Origin of the sequence: Gracilimonas sp. BCB1 (genome assembly GCF_040117685.2) — a bacterium.
GTDB lineage: Bacteria > Bacteroidota > Rhodothermia > Balneolales > Balneolaceae > Gracilimonas.
On the sequence record NZ_JBEDYP020000012.1, the window covers coordinates 532,564 to 551,250 of the forward strand.

Here is an 18,687-nt window from a genome sequence, read left to right on the forward strand (position 1 = left end):
CACTTCCGATTATTTGTACCCAAAACAGTAGCTTGATAAAGCTAATAGAAATTTTCTGATATCAAAATGAATGTGAATATGTTTTCAGTGGATTTTTATGCCACTTTTTGCTTTGTTTAGTTTCATTTCAAACCAAGCATCAAGATTATGAAATACGATATTTCGGAACGGTACAATTGTGTGGTAATTACTTTTAAGGGGAATTTGATGGGCGGACCCGATGCCGAAGAATTTCGGGAAGAGCTTCATGAACTGATTGAGAAGGATAAGAAAGAAATTATAGTAGATTTAGGGAAGGTGAAGTTTATAAACTCATCAGGTCTGGGGATTTTGATTGGCGGACTGACAACTATGAAAAATGCCGGCGGGGAATTGGTAATCTGTCAGGCCGATAAGAAAATTGAGAGCCTCTTAATGGTTACTCAGTTGGTAAAAGTATTCAATCACTTCCGTACACTCGATGAAGCAGCAGATTACTTCCACGAAAAAGGAAAAGAAGATTAAATAAAATAAAAAAGCCTGCATTAACTGAATAACGCAGGCTTTTATTTTCTGTCAATTTGAGTCGTTATTAATAACGATACTGATCAGACTTGTAAGGTCCTTTAATAGGAACGCCAATATATTCGGCTTGCTCTTCCGTCAGCGTTTCCAGCTCCACGCCAATCTTGGATAAGTGCAATCGGGCTACTTTCTCATCCAGTGATTTTGGCAATACGTGAACGCCAACCTCAAACTCTTCCGGACGATTCCAGAGAGCAATCTGCGCCAGTGTTTGGTTGGTGAAACTGTTACTCATCACAAAGGAAGGGTGACCGGTTGCATTCCCGAGGTTCATTAAACGTCCTTGTGATAGCAGAATTACCTGCCGGCCGGTTTCATTTACCGTAAACACATCTACCTGAGGTTTGATGTTTTCTTCCACGGCATTTTTCTTCAGCCAGGCTACATCAATCTCATTATCAAAGTGACCGATATTTCCTACAATGGCTTTGTCTTTCATGTTCAGGAAGTGGCGGTCTTTGATGATGTCTTTATTACCGGTTGCCGTCACAAAAATGTCGCCTTCTTCGACAGCATCGTCCATCTTCTTCACTTCGAATCCGTCCATGGCTGCCTGAAGTGCACAAATGGGGTCAATTTCTGTTACGATAACCCGGGCTCCGGCGCCTTGCAGGGAAGCAGCGGTTCCTTTGCCAACGTCACCGTAGCCGGCAACAACAGCTACTTTTCCGGCCATCATAACATCCGTGGCCCGACGAATGGCATCTGCGGCCGATTCGCGGCAGCCGTACTTGTTGTCAAACTTACTCTTGGTAACCGAATCGTTTACGTTAATGGCCGGGATAGGAAGGGTACCGTTGCGTTCGCGCTCAATCAGGCGAAGCACACCGGTTGTTGTTTCTTCAGAAATTCCGTTAATACCGTCCACCAGTTCGGGGTACTTGTCGAGTACCATATTGGTGAGATCGCCTCCATCATCTAATATCATATTCAATGGCTGGCCGTCCGGGAAAAAGATGGTTTGTTCAATACACCAGTCAAATTCTTCCTCGGTCATTCCTTTCCAGGCATAAACCGGGATTCCTGCATCGGCAATAGCAGCGGCTGCATGGTCTTGAGTGGAATAGATGTTACAAGATGACCAGGTTACATCTGCACCAAGCTCAATCAGTGTTTCAATCAGCACGGCAGTTTGAATGGTCATGTGAAGGCAACCTGCAATACGGGCTCCTTTTAGTGGCTGCTCATCTTTGTATTCCTCGCGGATGGCCATCAGTCCCGGCATCTCCGCTTCAGCCAGTTCAATTTCCTGCCGGCCATAACGAGCCTGAGAAATATCTTTTACTTTATAGGCTAACTTTTCTTCTTCTTTAACTTGTGGCATGTTATTTATGATGTTTTGTTCTGTTCTATAATTTCTTTTGTATCCTGATAGTCGTTGCCGCTTAATCCAAGCTCGGCTTTAATTAAATACCCCTGTGGGTCTACAAAAACTTTAAAAGGGATACCTAAAGTTATAACCTCATCTCCAACATTATTGGTGTCCAGCACATATTGAAAATCATAATCATTACTCTCTTTGAAATTCTGGACGTCTTCAAGAGTATCTGAGTCGTTCAGGTTTACGGCAACCACAACAAAGTCGTCGGGGTATTCATTCTGAAGGGAATCCATTGCCGGAAAAACCTGCAGGCAGGGGCCACACCAGGTCTCCCAAAAATCAATAAGAACCACTTTTCCTTTAAGGTCTGCTACGGTTACTTCGTTGCCCTCAAGATCCTGAAAGCTGGCATTCCAGATAGCTTCGTCAATTTTCTGATTTGCTTCTGATAAGTCGCGGGGATTTTGGCGGGTTGAATCGGCACAGGATAAAATCGTAAGAGTTACAATAAGCAGAGCCGGTAAAAAGGTAGACTTCATAAATGTGTTTTTGATTTTTGGGATCAACAACATAAGATACGATTTAGTTCTTTAAATATTGAACGGAAGCAGCACTTTGAAACAAGCACATATTATTAATGACAGTCATGAGTTATATAATCCCGGGTGAAGCTTCTTTTCAAAAACTGAAGCTGGCAATGTGATTAAAAGTTTACCGAGTATGCATAACCTATTTTTTTGTTGGACAAAAAGCGGAATGAAGGTGCAATTAATTTTAAAAATGTTATTTTGATTTTTTGCAGTGAGGTTTAACCAGCTTCAATTATTATTAATAAATAATCCAAAGGTCATGACCTGAGGGAAGGGTCTTATCGTTTCCTGAAAACGGTCATTAATTAAAACATAAATAAAACCAGAACACTATGAGAAATAGCTACTATGTAAGATTTCTGGCTGTTCTTGCTGTCACATTTTTTTGTGCACAGGTTGCAATAGCACAGTATACAGTATCCGGTACGGTAACAGATGCCTCAACCGGAGAAGTATTGGTCGGTGTTACTATTTTTGATGCCAACACCAATACAGGTACTTCAACCAATATTAATGGTCGGTATTCCCTCGAGTTACCGGCAGGCACAACAAGCTTGCGGTTCTCATCTATTGGGTATGTAACCCAGAATATTGAAGTTTCAGGCTCCAATGGAGGGGAAGTTTCACTTGATGTTGAGATGCGCTCGGATGTTGCGAATCTGGAAGAACTGGTTGTTACGGGTTTAGCAAGTTCCATCAAAAGAGAGAATCTCGCTAATGCCATTACTAAGGTGGATGCGGAAGATTTAGTGGAACGAACACAACCCCAAACACTTGACGGAGCCTTTAAAGGTAAGATTCCGGGTGTTTCCATTCGCTCGCAAAGTGGTGCGCCGGGTGGTGGTGTTAACGTTCAGATGCGTGGTGTAAGTACATTGGGTGCCGGTTCATCCCAGCCACTTTATATTATTGATGGGGTATATGTGAATAACGATGCCATATCAAACTCCCGTTACTTAACAACAGGTGCAAACAGTACGGCTGAAGATAACTCTGCCAACCGCCTTTCTGATATTAACCCGGAAGATGTGGAAAGTATCGAAGTGCTTAAAGGGCCTTCTGCTGCGGCTATTTATGGCCAGCGGGCGAATGCCGGTGTGATTATTATCACTACTAAAAAAGGTCAGGCCGGAGATACACAGGTTTCTGTTTCTCAGGATGTTGGATTCAACAGCGCTCTCAACCTTGTAGGTGTTGCTGAATGGAATCCTGACAAAATTACGACCTATACCTCAATTTTTGGTGGTAATGCTGCTGCTGAAATTGCAGCGTATAATGCCGCTGCTAATGCCGGTCGTATTTATGACTATGAAGAAGAGTTATACGGAAATACAGGCTTGATTACTCAAACAAATGTGGGTGTATCAGGCGGTAACAGTGCTACCAGTTTTTACATTGCGGGAACTACCCGAAGTGAAGATGGGATCATCGAGAATACCGGTTTCGATAGAAACTCTATTCGATTGAATCTTGATCACCGAATCAGTGAAAACCTGAGAGTAGCCAGCAGAACCAGTTATACCTTTACTGAAAACCAACGTGGTTTTACAGGAAACCAGAATGGTACCGGTGGTTCTATAGGGTACGCACTTTCATACACTCCGACCTATGCGCAGTTATTCCCTAACGATCAGGGCGATTATCCGAACAACCCATATTTCAGTGACAATATGTTGTCGATCGTGAACAATGCTGTGAATGATCAAACGGTTCAGCGCTTAATTCAGGGACTTCAGTTAAATGCAGACCTGTATAAGAGTGGTTCAAATATCTTATCTCTATCTGTTGATGGTGGTGTTGACTACCTCACCTTTAAGAGTATGGTATGGATGCCTACTTACCTGCAGAATCAGCAGAGTAATGCGAACCCGGGAGATGTAGTTCATACTATCGAAGATAACTTCAACTCAAACCTGCAGGCCGTATTAAGCTTTGCAACAACGGTTTCTTCGAATATTCAGCTGAACACTCAGTTTGGTTTCTCACGTTTCGATCAGTTTCAGGAGCGTAACGTTGTTCGTGGACAAGGACTTGTTGCCGGGCAAACCGGTATCGCAAATGCGACCATCCAGTCAGTTATCAATCAAACAGAAGTTGAGGTTGTTGACCTGAGTTGGTTTGGACAGGAAGAGATTAACTGGGATGACAAAATCATTGCGACAGTTGGTGGTCGTTTTGACCGTTCTTCACTAAACGCCGATCAGGATGAATACTATTTCTATCCTAAAGCATCGCTGGCGGTGAACCTGTTGAACTTCGACATCATTGAAGGAGATCTCCTCAACCAGTTGAAGCCTCGTATCGCTTATGGTGAAACGGGTGGACTTCCAAACTTTGGTGTTACCTACAGTTCTTTAAACTCAGGAAACATCGGCGGGTTGTTGGCCACTTCTGTTGGGGGCCGTAGTATTGACCCGGATCTTAAGCCTGAAAGTGCTCAGGAACTTGAGTTTGGTCTTGATGTAGCGTTGCTTGATAACCGAATTGCTTTGGAAGCAACTTACTACAATAAGAAAGTAGCAGACTTAATTTTGGATGAGCAGGTACCGACATCGTCCGGTATTACCGTTATTGCTACGAATGCAGCTGATCTTGTTAATAAAGGAATGGAATTTACGCTGAACCTTAACCCGGTTCGCAATCCAAACCTGAACTGGTTCTCAACCGTCCTTTTCTGGAAGAATGAGTCTGAAATCACAGATCTGTCTATTGACGGATATACAACCGGTGGTTTTGGTACCAGTTTGAGTAACTACCTGATTCAGGAAGGATTTTCACCATCTACTATTGTGGGTCTTCCTGCAGTAAGTGATCCTTCGTTATACACTATTTACGGTGACGGACAGCCTGATTTCGAAATGTCATTTTCTAATGAATTCAATATTTATAAGAACTTTGACTTCAGCTTCCTGTGGCACTGGAAGAAAGGTGGAGATAACATCAACCTTTCTCAGCTGCTTACCGATGCCGGCGGTACTTCACCTGACTGGAACGACAGCGTAGAGGGTTCAACCCTTCCTAAAGGAGCTGACCGTGTTATTAATGGCGGATCCGGAGCATATGTATATGATGCATCTTACGTGAAACTGCGAGAGATCGGGTTGTACTACACGGTGCCTACCGAAACGCTTACTAATATTTTCGGCAATAGCGTGAGCAATATTAAGATTGGTGCTTCAGCAAATAATGTATTGCTGTTTACTGATTACCCAAGTTATGATCCGGAAACCTCCGTATTTGGTACTCAGGCTATCAACAACTCTGTGGAAGTAACACCTTTCCCTACTTCCAGACAGGTATTGTTCCACGTAAATATTGACTTTTAATTTATAGGAATGAACACAATGAAATATTTAAACAAACTATTGCTAATTGTACTGCTTTCAGCAGGGATTTCGGCCTGTGACTTCCTGGACCCGAATGAAATAAGCGATCCCAATAATCCGTCAATCGAAGGGGTTTTGTCTGATGCTTCCAAAGCACAGCTTCAAAACCTTGTAACCGGATTAACAGAACGCCACCGTGCAACTACCGGGGCGAATAACATCATGAGTACTTTTGGGCGTGAAATCTATCCGCTCTTTGCCTCCGACCCTCGATTTGTAAATCAGTGGGTAGGTGTAGGTGCTGATGCTAATGCAGAAGAAGACCCGACGTTCTTTGGCTCCGGTGGTACATACACAACACCGTACCAGGCCATAAGACAGGGTAATGTTCTGATCCAGTCTGCCAATAATTCCAATGCGATTACCGATCAGGAACGCAACGGGTATTTAGGTGTGGCAAAAACACTGCAGGCTTACAGTTATCTGATTCCACTCAATGTTCAGTATACCAATGGTATTCGCATTGATGTAGATAATGTGGGTGACTTAGGTCCGTTTCTGGATTATGACGCAGCTCTGCAGGAAATCAGAAATCTTCTGGATGAAGCTCAAACCGATCTGAATGCAGCAGGCTCAAGCTTTTCCTTTGTGCTTACTGACGGTTTTGATGAATTCAGCACACCGGCTGATTTTGTAAACCTGAACCGGGCTATTGCAGCCAGAGCAGCAATTTATGCTGAAGACTGGGATGCAGCAGTAACAGCCGTGGAAGATGCTGCTCCATTCTTTGAGTTAGCAACAGGTGCAGATGTAATGAATAAAGGCGGGTACCATGTGTATGGTGATCCACCGGATATTTTCAATCCATTCTATTACGTGCCAAACACAACGTCTGTTCAGTTGCCAATGGCACATCCTTCACTGGTTGATGATGCCGAAGCAGGTGACATGCGTATTGACAACAAAATCTTTGTCAGGAGTGACACCTTAACCCTTCAGGGTTTGGGATCACCTTATCAGGATAATCGTTTTTCAGGAACCGGAGATTCATTTCCGTTCTTCAGAAACGAGGAGTTAGTTCTGATTTACGCTGAAGCACTCGCACAGCGTAACCAGGGAACCGACTTGGTTGATGCAGTTGATGCTATCAACGTAGTTCGAAACACCTGGGGATTGGGTGACTATGCTAGTCTCAGCCAGTCTGATATCATCGATCAAATTCTGTTTGAGCGACGTTACTCACTCTGGTTTGAAGGCGGCCACCGCTGGATAGATGCCAGAAGATACGACCGTCTGGGCGACCTTCCACTGGATGGTGGTCAGATTTATGAATACATAGCACGGCCACAATCTGAACTATAAGTTCAAATGTGGTTGATTTAAGTCTGAAAGAGCCCTCAAAAATTTGAGGGCTCTTTTTTTATGTATAAACTTTATCTTTGGCTCTATGATGTACGATTTTACTATTGTTGGAGCCGGAATTGTAGGGCTCTCCACGGCATATAAATTATCCCTTAAATATCCTGAAGCACGCATTCTCGTTTTAGAGAAAGAGAATAAAGTGGCGGCTCACCAAACAGGAAAAAATTCCGGGGTTATCCATTCGGGTATCTACTACAAACCCGGTAGCTATAAGGCAAAAAATTGTGTGGATGGTCGTCACCAACTGGTGGATTTTTGTAAAAAACACGGTGTTTCCATCGATATCTGCGGTAAGGTGATTGTTGCTGCTGATGAAAGTGAAGTGCCTAAGCTAAAGGAAATTTACAAGCGTGGACTTCAAAATGAAATCGAAGGTATCGAGCTTATTGATGCTGCCCGGCTGAATGAGCTGGAACCTTATGTACAAGGAGTAGCAGCTATTCATGTGCCGTGCTCCGGTATTGTGGATTACGCAGGTATGTGCCGAAAATTGATGGCGCTTTTGGAAGAAGGAAATGGCAATGTCCGATTCAATAGTGCCGTTTCGAATATTTCGAATAAAGGGAATGAGGTAATTGTTGAAGCGGGTGGTGATAAAATCAGCACCAGATTCTTAATTAACTGTGCAGGGCTGTATTCTGACCATGTGGCTCGTTTTGCGGGCGTTCACTCTCCGGTAAAGATTGTACCATTCAAGGGAGAATATTACGAGCTTAAACCCGAAGCTGAATACCTGGTAAATGATTTGATTTACCCTTTGCCCAATCCTGAGTTTCCATTTCTGGGAGTGCATTTTACCCGCATGGCTTTGGGCGGAATTGAATGCGGGCCCAATGCGGTATTTGCCTTCAAGAGGGAAGGGTATAAAAAGCTTTCGTTCAATCTGAAGGAGACTACCGAAACCTTCAACTTTCCGGGATTCTGGAAAATGGCTAAAGAACACTGGCGAATGGGACTGGATGAATATAAACGCTCCTTCTCCAAAAAAGCCTTTGTTAAAGGACTGCAAAAATTGATTCCCGACGTGCGGGAAGAACACCTGAAAGTATCCCCTGCCGGAATTCGCGCGATGGCACTGCAACCCAACGGAGAAATTCTGGACGACTTCTACTTTGAAGTGGTAGATCGCCAAATCCATGTTCTTAATGCTCCGAGCCCGGCCGCCACAGCCGGACTTGCCATAGGCGATGAGATTGTGAAAAGGGTGGAAGCTAACTTCACTTTTCAGCAATCAGCCTAATTTTGAATGAATTTGAAATCTTGGAAATTTTAATTAATATTTCGATAGTTATCTAAATATCTAAATGAATACGTTCTTCAAGGCACTTAATGATTCTACCCGTCGGCAAATTCTGGATATGCTGAAAGAGAAAGATCTTTCAGCCGGGGAAATTGCTGAGGCGTTTGATATTTCAAGGCCCAGCATTTCGCATCACCTCGAACTGTTGAAGCAGGCGGGACTGGTTGATACGGAGCGAAAGGGTCAGTTCATTTACTACTCACTGAACACCACCGGGCTTGAAGATGCCACGCAATGGTTGTTTAAACTCATGAATAACAATACATCATAATCATGAATACGAACAACATACTGAAGAAAGAGTGGCCCGTGATAGTACTGCTCATGGCCCCATTTATTGCATCACTATTACTTTCAGGCCAGGTGCCCGAAACAGTTCCCACCCATTTTAACCTGCAGGGTGAAGCTGATGATTACGGCCCTAAATGGATAATCCTGTATCTGTTACCGGCAATTGGCATAATCTTGTATGTGGCACTGTTATTTCTTCCCCGCATAGACCCCAAGAAAAGAATTGAAGAAGCACAAAAGCCGATTGCGGCCATTCGACTGATCACTTCCCTCTTCATGGTTGGTTTATATGCGATGATGATGCTGGTGGTAACCGGTTCGGATGTAAGTATGAATTCCTATGTATTTATTGCTGTAGGTATTCTGTTTGTGGGGCTGGGAAATTATATAAATACGGTGAAGCCCAATTATTTTATAGGAATCCGAACTCCGTGGACCCTTGAAAATCCAATGGTGTGGAAGAAGACTCACCGACTGGGTAGTAAAATCTGGATGGCGGGAGGAGTGCTGGTCATTATATCAGACCTGTTGCTCTCTGAATCCGTTAATGCCATTGTATTTGGTGTAACCTTAGGCTTTATGGTGATGGTGCCACTGCTGTATTCCTATTTCGAATTTAAAAAAATAGAATCAACGGGAGAGAACGCATGAAAAAATTAGTCGTATTGATAATATCCTTTGTGATGGGGGCTTTGACAGCACAGGCTCAACAAACCATAGCCGGTGAGTGGAAAGGAGCAATCATCATCCAGGGGCAGCAGCTGGGTGTAATTTTCAACATTGATGGAGAACCCGGAGATTATTCCGGAACACTGGATATCCCGATGCAGGGAGCAATGGGCCTTCCATTAACCCGGGTTGAACAGAAAGCCGACTCCGCATTTTTTACTTTCTTTGCAGGTCAGGCCAATGGCGAATTTAAAGGAACATTCAGCTCAGATAGCCTGATTGCCGGAACCTATTCCCAGGGCCCGGCATCTTTTCCTTTTGAAATTAAAAAACAATCATCTTCCGGTGAAGTTAAGATTGTACCCGGTGAGGGAGAAGATCTGATCATTCAGGGTGATGAAGTTGAAATCGGGGGTACGCTGGTGTACCCGGAAGGAGTGAATAATGCTCCTTTGGTTATTTTGATTTCCGGAAGCAGTGCTCAGAACAGAGATTCCAATATATTCGAGTTTAAGATTTTTGCAGAAATCGCTGAGCATCTTAAAGCGCAGGGGATTGCCAGCTTTCGGTTTGATGACAGACAGGTTGGGGAATCTACCGGGAATTTCATGAATACCACGCTGGATATGCTGGCTGGTGACGTGGTATCTATTATTGATTACCTGACAGCCATGGAGGGTAAAAGTTTTGGTGAAGTCATTTTGTTAGGGCACAGTCAGGGTGGGGTTGTGGCCGGGAAAGTTGCCTCTGAAAATAAAGACGTTGACCAGCTTATTCTGATGGCGTCAACCGGTGTCCCTCTGAAAGAAATTCTTCGTTTTCAGGTAAAACAGGGCTTTGGAGAAGGAATTCATGATGAGCAGGATGTAGATAAAGAAATAGCTCTCCGGGAAGAAATGATGGCAGCCATAAGAGATGGCAAAGAATTGGATTCTGTTAAAAACGAGTATGTGAACCATTACAAATCGATGCTGGAGAATCTTTCCGAACAGCAAAAGTCTCGAATTCCGGATATCAATACCTTTGCCCAACAACAGGTGCAGCAGCTTGTTGCTTACTACAGTACACCTCAATTACAGTCTCTCTTGTTTTATGACCCGGCGGAAGATCTGTCTGAATTAGAAATTCCGGTTCTGGTATTATTTGGTGAAAAAGACACACAGGTTACAGAGCAGATGAACAGGGTTCCTATCACCAATGCCCTCGATGATGCCGGAGTAAAATACAAAGTGAGCGTGCTTGCGGGTGGCAATCATCTTTTTCAGAAAGCAAACACCGGGCAGGTTTCAGAATATCCAATGCTGGATAAACGATTCACTGACAGTTTCCTGAAAACAATCTCAAGCTGGATAACTAAAAATTAGGGGTAATTGAAAGGCTCCCTAAGAGATTACCACTGATTTTTAAAGAATAGTTAAAGCCTCTATGCGCTGATTAGAATCCTATGGGATTCATAAACCCTATCAATTAGAGGTTTGCCCAGAACGGGAGTAGTTTTGTGTGAATTAAAAAAAAGGAATACATATGAAGATTGTAATAGTTGGAGCAACCGGAACCATTGGAGCTAAGGTGACGGCAGAATTAGAAAAGAGGCATGAAATTATAAAAGTGGGTTCAAGCTCTGGAGATATTCAGATGGATATGACTTCCCATGAGTCGATTGAGAAAATGTATAAGAGGGCTGGCAAAGTTGACGCCGTAATTGTTGCTGCAGGAAGTGCTGCCATGAAACCGTTTTCTGAACTGGAGGAAGAGGATTTTTATGTAGGCATCAAAAGTAAAATGATGGGACAGATTAACGTGGTGTTAGCCGGAAGAGAGTATATAAATGACAATGGCTCTTTTACACTTACCACAGGAATTCTTTCAGAAGATCCTATCAAAGGGTCTGTTGCCTTGGGGATGGTAAATGGAGCGGTTAACTCATTTGGACTATCAGCGGCAGCCGAACTAAAAAGGGGAGTAAGACTCAACGTTGTGAGCCCTGGCTTAGTGGAAGATTCGGCAGCGGAATTAGGGAGTTATTTCCCGGGGCATAATCCGGTTGCTATGGATAAAGTAGTTAATGCGTATGTGAAAAGTGTGGAAGGAATCCGGACAGGAGAAATCATTAAAGTTTACTGAAGTTAGTATTGATATTATCCTGAATTAACCTCAAACTTCTGCCCTAACAAAGCAGGAGTTTTTTTGATTCAACGCGACACTCTTACCCGCCAGCTGTATGCCCAGGATGCTTCCATGTATGAAGAATTTCCTGAAGGAGTTTCCTTTCCGAAGTCAGGGGAGGATATCCAACGACTGGTAAAAAAAGCCAACGAAGATAAATTCACCATTACAGCCCGAAGTGCAGGGACCAGCCTTGCCGGACAGACTACCGGTGGCGGCGTCATTATGGATGTATCTCGCTATATGAATCAAATTCTTACGCTTGATGGCGAGCAAAAAATAGCTCATGTACAGCCGGGTGTAATCCGCGATACGCTGAACCGGGAAGCGGCCAAACACCAATTGCTCTTCGGGCCAGATACAGCTACAACCAACCGCTGTATGATTGGAGGGATGATTGGAAATAACTCCTCGGGATCCTATTCCATTAAATACAAAACCACCCGTGAGCACACTCTTGAAATTGAGGCTGTACTGAGTGACGGTTCCACCGCTATATTCAAACCGCTTTCTTTGGAAGAACTTGAGCAGAAAAAGAGGCTGGATAACTTGGAGGGGCACATTTACCGTTCCATGCTTAAGCTGATAGAGCGAAATCGGGACCTGATTCAAAGCAGTTACCCCCATCCGGATATCATTCGCCGAAACACCGGTTACGCTTTGGATAAGCTTTGTGAAATGCAGCCATTTAATCCGAATGGACGAAAGTTTAATCTCTGTGAGCTGCTTTGCGGAAGTGAGGGAACTCTCGCCATGACGGTCTCCGCCAAGTTAGACCTCAGCACCTTAGATAAGCACAAAATTGTGGTTGTGCCTCAGTTCGAAACGCTGGAAGAGGCTATGCTTGCAGCAGTTGAGATTGTAGGATTTGAACCGGCAGCGGTAGAGCTGGTTGATCACATAATATTGAATGCTACCAAAGGGAATATTGAGCAGCGTAAGAACCGATTCTTTTTAGATGGTGAGCCAAATTATATACTGATCACTCAATTCGAAGGGGATGATCCGGAAGAGCTTCAACGGCGGGCTGAGCAAGTTTCGGCAAAGCTGAGTGAAAAGTCTTTGGGATATGCCTATCCAATCATCCCGGAAGAAGATAAAATGAAAAGAGTATGGGAGTTGAGAAGGGCCGGCCTCGGTTTGCTGATGGGCCTTGGGTCAGATGGCCGTTCACCTTCATTCTGTGAAGATACCGCCGTTCGCGTTCAGGATTTGCCGGAATATGTGAAGGAGTTTCGTGCTATTCTGAATAAACACGATACAGACTGTGTGTTCTATGCACATGCATCGGTTGGAGAGCTACATTTACGCCCCCAAATAGATATTACCACCGAAACCGGGCTGAACACCATGAAAACCATGGCTGATGAAATAGCCGATCTGGTGAAAAAGTACAATGGCTCCTTATCGGGGGAACATGGTGACGGCAGGGTGAGAGCTCCGTATATCGAAAAGATTTTAGGTAAGGAAATGCTGCCGGTTCTCAGACAGGTAAAAGAAATTTGGGATCCCGAATATATATTTAATCCCGGTAAAATTGTGAAGCCCAAGCCCATTGATCAGGACTTACGGTTCTCGCCTTCATATGAAAAGCCTGAACCGGAAACGGTACTTGCCTGGCGTAAAGAAGGTGATTTTGGTAGTGCCATGGAGCTTTGTAACGGGGCCGGAGTGTGTAGGAAACTGGCTGAAAGCGGCGGTACGATGTGCCCTTCCTATCAGGCCACAAAAGACGAGAAAGACTCAACTCGTGGAAGGGCAAATGTATTTCGTCAGGTTTTTGCCGGGGAGAACCCTGCGGGCTATGAATCCGGGGAACTAAAGGAAGCTCTGGATTTATGCCTGAGCTGTAAAGCGTGCAAAAGTGAGTGCCCTGCCAATGTGGATATGGCTAAGATGAAAGCGGAGTTTATGAACGGCTGGCATCAGAAGAAGGGATCAACCTTAAAAGAACGTTTCTTTGCAGATGCAGCAAAGGTATTTCCACTGGCTTCCATCACACCGAAAACTGCCAATAAAGTGGCAGGCTCAGCGATTGGAAAAAAAGTATTAGAAGGAGTGTTCGGAATTGATGCCCGCCGTGATCTTCCACAATTCGCCGATCAGACTTTCCGAAGTTGGTTTAGAAAACATAGCAGGAATGGAGCGTTAAAAAGCGATGAGAAAGTAGTGCTGTTTGTGGATGTGTTCACTAATTATAATGGCCCGGAAATTGGTAAGTCAGCGGTGAGCGTATTAGAGCATATGGGATATGAGGTACTCATCCCCAAAGCGATGGAAACAGGCCGCCCACAGCTATCCAAAGGATTTCTTGATGAGGCTAAGAATATTTGCGATAAAGTACTGGAAGAATTTACAGAATATGTAGAAGCCGGCATACCGGTGGTAGGGCTGGAGCCTTCTGAAATATTGACTGTTCGGGATGAATTCCTGGAGCTTTGTTCAGATGAACAACTACCTTTGGCCGAAAAGCTTGCCGGCCAATCACACCTCTTCGAAGAGTTTGTAGCCCGGAATAAGTCTCGGTTAACTTCAAACGATCAGAGTGAAACCGTTACCCTCCATGGGCATTGCCATGCCAAAGCTCTTGTTGGCAACGATCCAACCGTTGAAGCACTATCAGCAGCTGGCTATACAGTAGATGTGTTGGAAACAGGATGCTGTGGAATGGCGGGAAGCTTTGGTTATGAAAAAGAACATTATGAGGTATCTCAGGAGATCGGGCAGCTTGTTCTTTTTCCTGAGCTCCAAAAGAGAGAAGATCCATTAGTATGTGCCCCCGGGTTTTCCTGCCGCCATCAAATTGAAGACGGAGTGAATATTAAATCTTACCATCCGGCGGAACTTATCCATCGTAGCTTGTCTTAAAGAGATATTAAGGTGGTTCTTTAAAAGGCTAATTAAAAAATTAGCCTTGTCAAATTAATAGTTTGATATTAAACGAATTTTTATAACCTTATTTCACAAATTCAATACAAGAGGTGCTTATGAAACGATTAATACTATCTGTTTTTCTATGTTTAGGAATTTCAAGCATGGAAGTTTTTGCACAGGTTGATTATGAAGAGGAGATACAACCGATTTTCAATGCCAGTTGTAACAGTTGCCATAGTGCCGGGCAAAACAGTTTTAATTCCAGCTCATACGAGGCGGTAATGGCCAGTACAAGTCCGGCTAGTCGCTATGACAGCAAACATGTTATACCAGGAAATCCGGATGGGAGTCCATTAGTGGATAAAATAGAACCCAATCCTCAGTTTGGTTCACGCATGCCTCAGGGGGGTGCTCTGAGTGAAGAGCAAATCAGCCTTATACGGCAGTGGATAGCAGAAGGAGCCAACGAAGTTCCAACTTCAAATGAAGTAATTGCCGGGTTGCCCGAAGGATTTGAATTGAAAGGAAATTATCCCAACCCATTTAATCCGAGCACGAGCATTAGGTTCCAGGTACCTGAAGCGGTTTCCTATCAGCTGAAAATCTATACGGCCCATGGTGCTCTGGTTGAAGAAATAGCCGGTAATGCTTCTGCAGGGGAGTCCTCAATACCGGTGAGTTTTACCAATCAGCCATCCGGAATCTACTTTTATCAGCTTATCGCTATAACGGCCAGCGAACGGTATCTGCTGGGTTCTGAGAAAATGACGCTTGTGAAGTAGGTGTTAGGGGATAGGTGTTAGGTTTTAGTTCTGATCACACTAAAACCTAACACCTAAAACCTTGCCACTAACACCTATTATCAGTTTTTAAAGGTATTCTTCTCAATAAGTTCACGGGCGCTGGTAAGGGCAGATTCCGAAATTTGGGAGCCACTCATCAGGCTGGCTATTTCATGGATGTGCTCTTCGTCGGAAAGCGGAATGATTTTTGAAACCGTTCGGTCGCCTTCCTCTGCTTTGGCCACTTTGTAATGTTTGTGAGCCTGACTGGCAATCTGAGGCTGGTGCGTTATGGCAATAATCTGACAGTGCTCGGATAATTTCCGCATGGAAGTTCCCACTTTTTCAGATATCTCCCCACTGATGCCGGTATCAATTTCATCAAATATCATCACCGGCAGGCTTTGTTCTTTAGCAAGAATGGATTTCAACGCAAGCATTACCCGACTGATTTCACCGCCGGAAGCAATTTTAGCCAATGGTTTTGGCTCCTCCCCTTTGTTCGTGGATATGAACATGCGAACATCGTCACAGCCTGTTTCGGTACATTCAATTTTTTTGCTTTCAACCTCAACCCAACCATTGTCGGATAACAGCCAATCTACCCGAACATCCAGCTTAGAATGTGGAATCCCAACTTTGGCCAGTTCCTGCTGAATTTGTACGGAGAGCTCTTCTCCTATCTTTACCCGGGTTTGGTGTAGCTGTATTGCTTTCTCTTTCAGGTTCTTCGCCTGCTGCAGAATTTGATTTTCCAGCTTCTCGATTTCAAGGTCAAAGTTATCTGCTATAGAAAGTTCGCGCTGAATTTCGTGGAGGTAGCTGATGAGCTCCGGCAGATCCCGCTGGTATTTTTTCTGAAGCCGGTTAAGTTCGGATTGTCGCTGGCGAAGTTCTTCCAGCCTTTTGGGATTGAACTCAATGCTGTTCCGGTATCGTTCAGCAAAAGCAATCGCTTCATTCACGCTTACCCGGGCCGCATTAATTTCTTTCAGGTAATTTTCGAACTCAGGTTCTATGCGGGCAAGGTCTTCCAGGTTCAGCTTTAAAAAGTTTAATAGCTGTACGATGTTAGCGTCATCTGAATCTGCCATTTCGGATATAGCAGCTGCTTTTTGATCCAGTACTTCTGCATTATCCAGCAGATTCATCTCAGATTCCAGCTGTTCCAGGTCTATTTCTCCAAGTCGAGCTTCTTCCAGTTCCTGAACCTGAAAGCGATATAATTCGGTTTTCTCCTGAAGCTCGTTTTCTCTTTTTTGAAGTGATCGCAGCTCTTTTTGAAGCTCGGTCATTTTCATGTATTCGGTTTTGTACTCTTTAAGAATAGGCTCCACCTCTCCAAAACCATCAATCACACCCTGGTGGTTTTCTTCTTTTAGCAGAAGCTGATGATCATGCTGGCCGTGCAGATCTACCAGCAAATCCCCGGCAGCTTTCAGTACACTTATGTTGACGGGTGTATCATTAATAAAAGCGCGGCTACCCGTATTTCGAATTTCCCGGCGCAGTATAAGATATTCGTTGAATTCTACTTCGTTTTCTTCAAGCAGGGCTCTTAAATCAGCATCTTCACCGACCCGAATAGTCGCTTCTGATATAGCCTTATCTTTTCCCTGACGAATAACATCAGTATCGGCCCGTTCACCTAAAATCATATTCAGAGCTCCAATAATAATCGACTTTCCGGCACCTGTTTGCCCGGTCAAAATATTCAGTCCTTCCTCAAAATCGACTTCCAATTCATCAATGAGCGCAAAATCTTTTATGTAGAGTGATTTAATCATATGGAATTCAAAATGTAAAATGGATGCTAAAGGTTAGAATTTTAAGTGTTAAATGCTAAGTGATAAATGTACTCACAGATGCTTTTGTGAAGTTTTAACTATTGCCGTGAGTATTCTAATTATCTCAGTAACGTTAGCCAGATATTCTGAATAATCTAATTCTATAATTTGGCTTCTGTCGAGTAATTTGAGGCAATATCTTGTTTCTCTGGCCTCTTTTGAAGATATAGACATTTTATAAGCAAAGTCTTTTTTTGTGGACGCGGCGGAGGCTTCTTCAATATTCGCTCCAATGCTAGTAGCCGATCGGAGCAATTGCTTTGAAATTACATATTCTCTTTGAGCAACTAGTATTTTATAAAGCTGAATAATAGAAAGAGCAAACTCAAAGCTTTTATCCTGTACGAGATTCCTTTTAACCATAATGAATGAATTTAAAATTCAACATTTAAAATTTAGAATTACCAAGTAAGAGCAGGTAAAACTCAATTCCTTACAAAAATTCTTCGCTGATAAAACAAAGCTTAAAAGTGCTTACCTTTTAGTTATGGAAAAGAAAGCAGGCAAAGACCGACAGAGTACAATTTACGAACACACCGTCCCGGACGGGCAGCATACTGATATTCGGCTGGATAAATATATAACGTCCTTTGTAGAAAATGCTTCACGCACAAAAGTTCAGGAAGCCATCAAAGACGGATATGTTAAGGTGAACGGTGAGAAGGAAAAGCCGTCCTATATCATGCAACCCGGGGATGAAATATTCATCGAGCTGCCACAACCACCCCCCCCGGAAGCCAAGCCGGAAAAGATGGATCTGAATATTGTGTATGAAGATGATGAGATTATCATGGTGAACAAAGAAGCCGGAATGGTAGTACATCCTGCGTATGGAAACTGGACGGGGACCATGGTAAATGGTTTAATGTACCATGTGGATGAGCTGGCAGGTGATGACGAAGACGAAAATCTGCGTCCGGGTATTGTTCATCGCCTCGATAAAGACACCAGTGGTTTGTTAGTTGTTGCCAAAAACGATGAAACGCTGGCTAAACTCAGTGGTTTGTTTCAGGAAAAGGATGTGGAGCGAACCTACTGGGCTATCGTTTGGGGAACTCCGGAAGAAGAAGGCACCATCGAAGGTGATATTGGCCGATCCAAACGAGACCGGAAGCTGATGACCGTGAAGCCGGAAGGGCAGGGCAAATCAGCCGTCACACATTACAAAGTAATTGAATATTTTGACTACCTGAGCCTGGTAGAAGTGAAACTGGAAACCGGACGTACACACCAAATCAGGGTTCATTTTGCTCATATTGGCCATCATGTATTTGGTGATCCCACCTATGGTGGAACCTCAGTTCGGTACGGCCCGAATACCGGTTCCCGAAAATCCATGTTTCATAATCTGATTACAGGATTAGGCCGCCAGGCTCTTCACGCCAAAACATTAGGTTTTGAGCATCCTGCAACAGGCGAAATGGTTAGTTTTGACTCAGAGTTACCTAAAGACTTCCAGCATGTACTAACAATGCTTAGAGAAAACTGTAAGCAAGAATACTAATGGCTACACTTCTTAATAAAAGCCTGATTTA

15 protein-coding genes are annotated in these 18,687 nt (G+C 43.7%); 11 read left to right on the forward strand and 4 right to left on the reverse strand.

The genetic code is table 11. The annotated features are described in order from the left end of the window. The first annotated feature begins 147 nt into the window (after positions 1–147). Positions 148–504, forward strand: a complete 357-nt coding sequence (locus tag ABFW99_RS08795) for an STAS domain-containing protein (RefSeq protein WP_349353651.1) — start codon at positions 148–150, stop codon at positions 502–504. A 67-nt stretch (positions 505–571) separates the two neighbouring features. Here ABFW99_RS08795 and ahcY read toward each other — a convergent pair whose 3' ends face one another. Then, positions 572–1,888, reverse strand: coding sequence for an adenosylhomocysteinase (gene ahcY / locus ABFW99_RS08800; protein WP_349353652.1), 1,317 nt, complete (start codon positions 1,886–1,888; stop codon positions 572–574). Positions 1,889–1,893: 5 nt separating this feature from the next. Further along, complete coding sequence (locus ABFW99_RS08805; protein WP_349353653.1) at positions 1,894–2,424, reverse strand: TlpA family protein disulfide reductase; 531 nt, start codon at positions 2,422–2,424, stop codon at positions 1,894–1,896. A 383-nt stretch (positions 2,425–2,807) separates the two neighbouring features. Here ABFW99_RS08805 and ABFW99_RS08810 point away from each other — a divergent pair, with 383 nt between their 5' ends. From ABFW99_RS08810 to ABFW99_RS08850, 9 genes are all read left to right on the forward strand, one after another. Further along, the gene (locus tag ABFW99_RS08810; RefSeq protein ID WP_349353654.1) at positions 2,808–5,801 is read left to right on the forward strand and encodes a SusC/RagA family TonB-linked outer membrane protein; all 2,994 of its coding nucleotides are present in this window, start codon (positions 2,808–2,810) and stop codon (positions 5,799–5,801) included. A gap of 18 nt (positions 5,802–5,819) precedes the next feature. Next, entirely contained in the window at positions 5,820–7,163 is a 1,344-nt protein-coding gene (locus ABFW99_RS08815) for a RagB/SusD family nutrient uptake outer membrane protein (RefSeq protein WP_349353655.1), read from the forward strand. A gap of 88 nt (positions 7,164–7,251) precedes the next feature. Continuing rightward, positions 7,252–8,463 (forward strand): L-2-hydroxyglutarate oxidase, encoded by a 1,212-nt coding sequence (gene lhgO, locus ABFW99_RS08820; RefSeq protein WP_349353749.1) that lies wholly within the window; start codon positions 7,252–7,254, stop codon positions 8,461–8,463. Positions 8,464–8,527: 64 nt separating this feature from the next. Then, positions 8,528–8,794 carry an autorepressor SdpR family transcription factor gene (locus ABFW99_RS08825; RefSeq protein ID WP_349353656.1) on the forward strand — a complete coding sequence of 89 codons (267 nt, stop codon included), beginning with the start codon at positions 8,528–8,530 and terminating at the stop codon, positions 8,792–8,794. 2 nt (positions 8,795–8,796) lie between these two features. Then, positions 8,797–9,465, forward strand: coding sequence for an SdpI family protein (locus ABFW99_RS08830; protein WP_349353657.1), 669 nt, complete (start codon positions 8,797–8,799; stop codon positions 9,463–9,465). Then, positions 9,462–10,847 (forward strand): alpha/beta hydrolase family protein, encoded by a 1,386-nt coding sequence (locus tag ABFW99_RS08835; protein WP_349353658.1) that lies wholly within the window; start codon positions 9,462–9,464, stop codon positions 10,845–10,847. Before ABFW99_RS08830 ends, ABFW99_RS08835 begins: the two co-directional genes overlap by 4 nt. Positions 10,848–11,007: 160 nt before the next feature. After that, positions 11,008–11,607, forward strand: coding sequence for a short chain dehydrogenase (locus tag ABFW99_RS08840; RefSeq protein WP_349353659.1), 600 nt, complete (start codon positions 11,008–11,010; stop codon positions 11,605–11,607). A gap of 63 nt (positions 11,608–11,670) precedes the next feature. Beyond that, positions 11,671–14,517: an FAD-binding and (Fe-S)-binding domain-containing protein gene (locus ABFW99_RS08845; RefSeq protein WP_349353660.1), complete on the forward strand. Its 2,847-nt coding sequence runs from the start codon at positions 11,671–11,673 to the stop codon at positions 14,515–14,517. A gap of 119 nt (positions 14,518–14,636) precedes the next feature. Then, positions 14,637–15,305 carry a T9SS type A sorting domain-containing protein gene (locus ABFW99_RS08850; RefSeq protein ID WP_349353661.1) on the forward strand — a complete coding sequence of 223 codons (669 nt, stop codon included), beginning with the start codon at positions 14,637–14,639 and terminating at the stop codon, positions 15,303–15,305. An 80-nt stretch (positions 15,306–15,385) separates the two neighbouring features. On the opposite strand, the gene recN is transcribed toward ABFW99_RS08850, so the two are convergent. Both recN and ABFW99_RS08860 read right to left on the reverse strand, forming a co-directional pair. Further along, a complete protein-coding gene (recN, locus tag ABFW99_RS08855) occupies positions 15,386–17,092 on the reverse strand; it encodes a DNA repair protein RecN (protein ID WP_349353662.1) in 1,707 nt (568 codons plus the stop codon). Between the two features lie 72 nt (positions 17,093–17,164). After that, a complete protein-coding gene (locus ABFW99_RS08860; protein WP_349353663.1) occupies positions 17,165–17,515 on the reverse strand; it encodes a four helix bundle protein in 351 nt (116 codons plus the stop codon). Between the two features lie 124 nt (positions 17,516–17,639). Here ABFW99_RS08860 and ABFW99_RS08865 point away from each other — a divergent pair, with 124 nt between their 5' ends. After that, positions 17,640–18,656, forward strand: coding sequence for an RluA family pseudouridine synthase (locus tag ABFW99_RS08865; RefSeq protein WP_349353664.1), 1,017 nt, complete (start codon positions 17,640–17,642; stop codon positions 18,654–18,656). Positions 18,657–18,687: the final 31 nt, after the last annotated feature.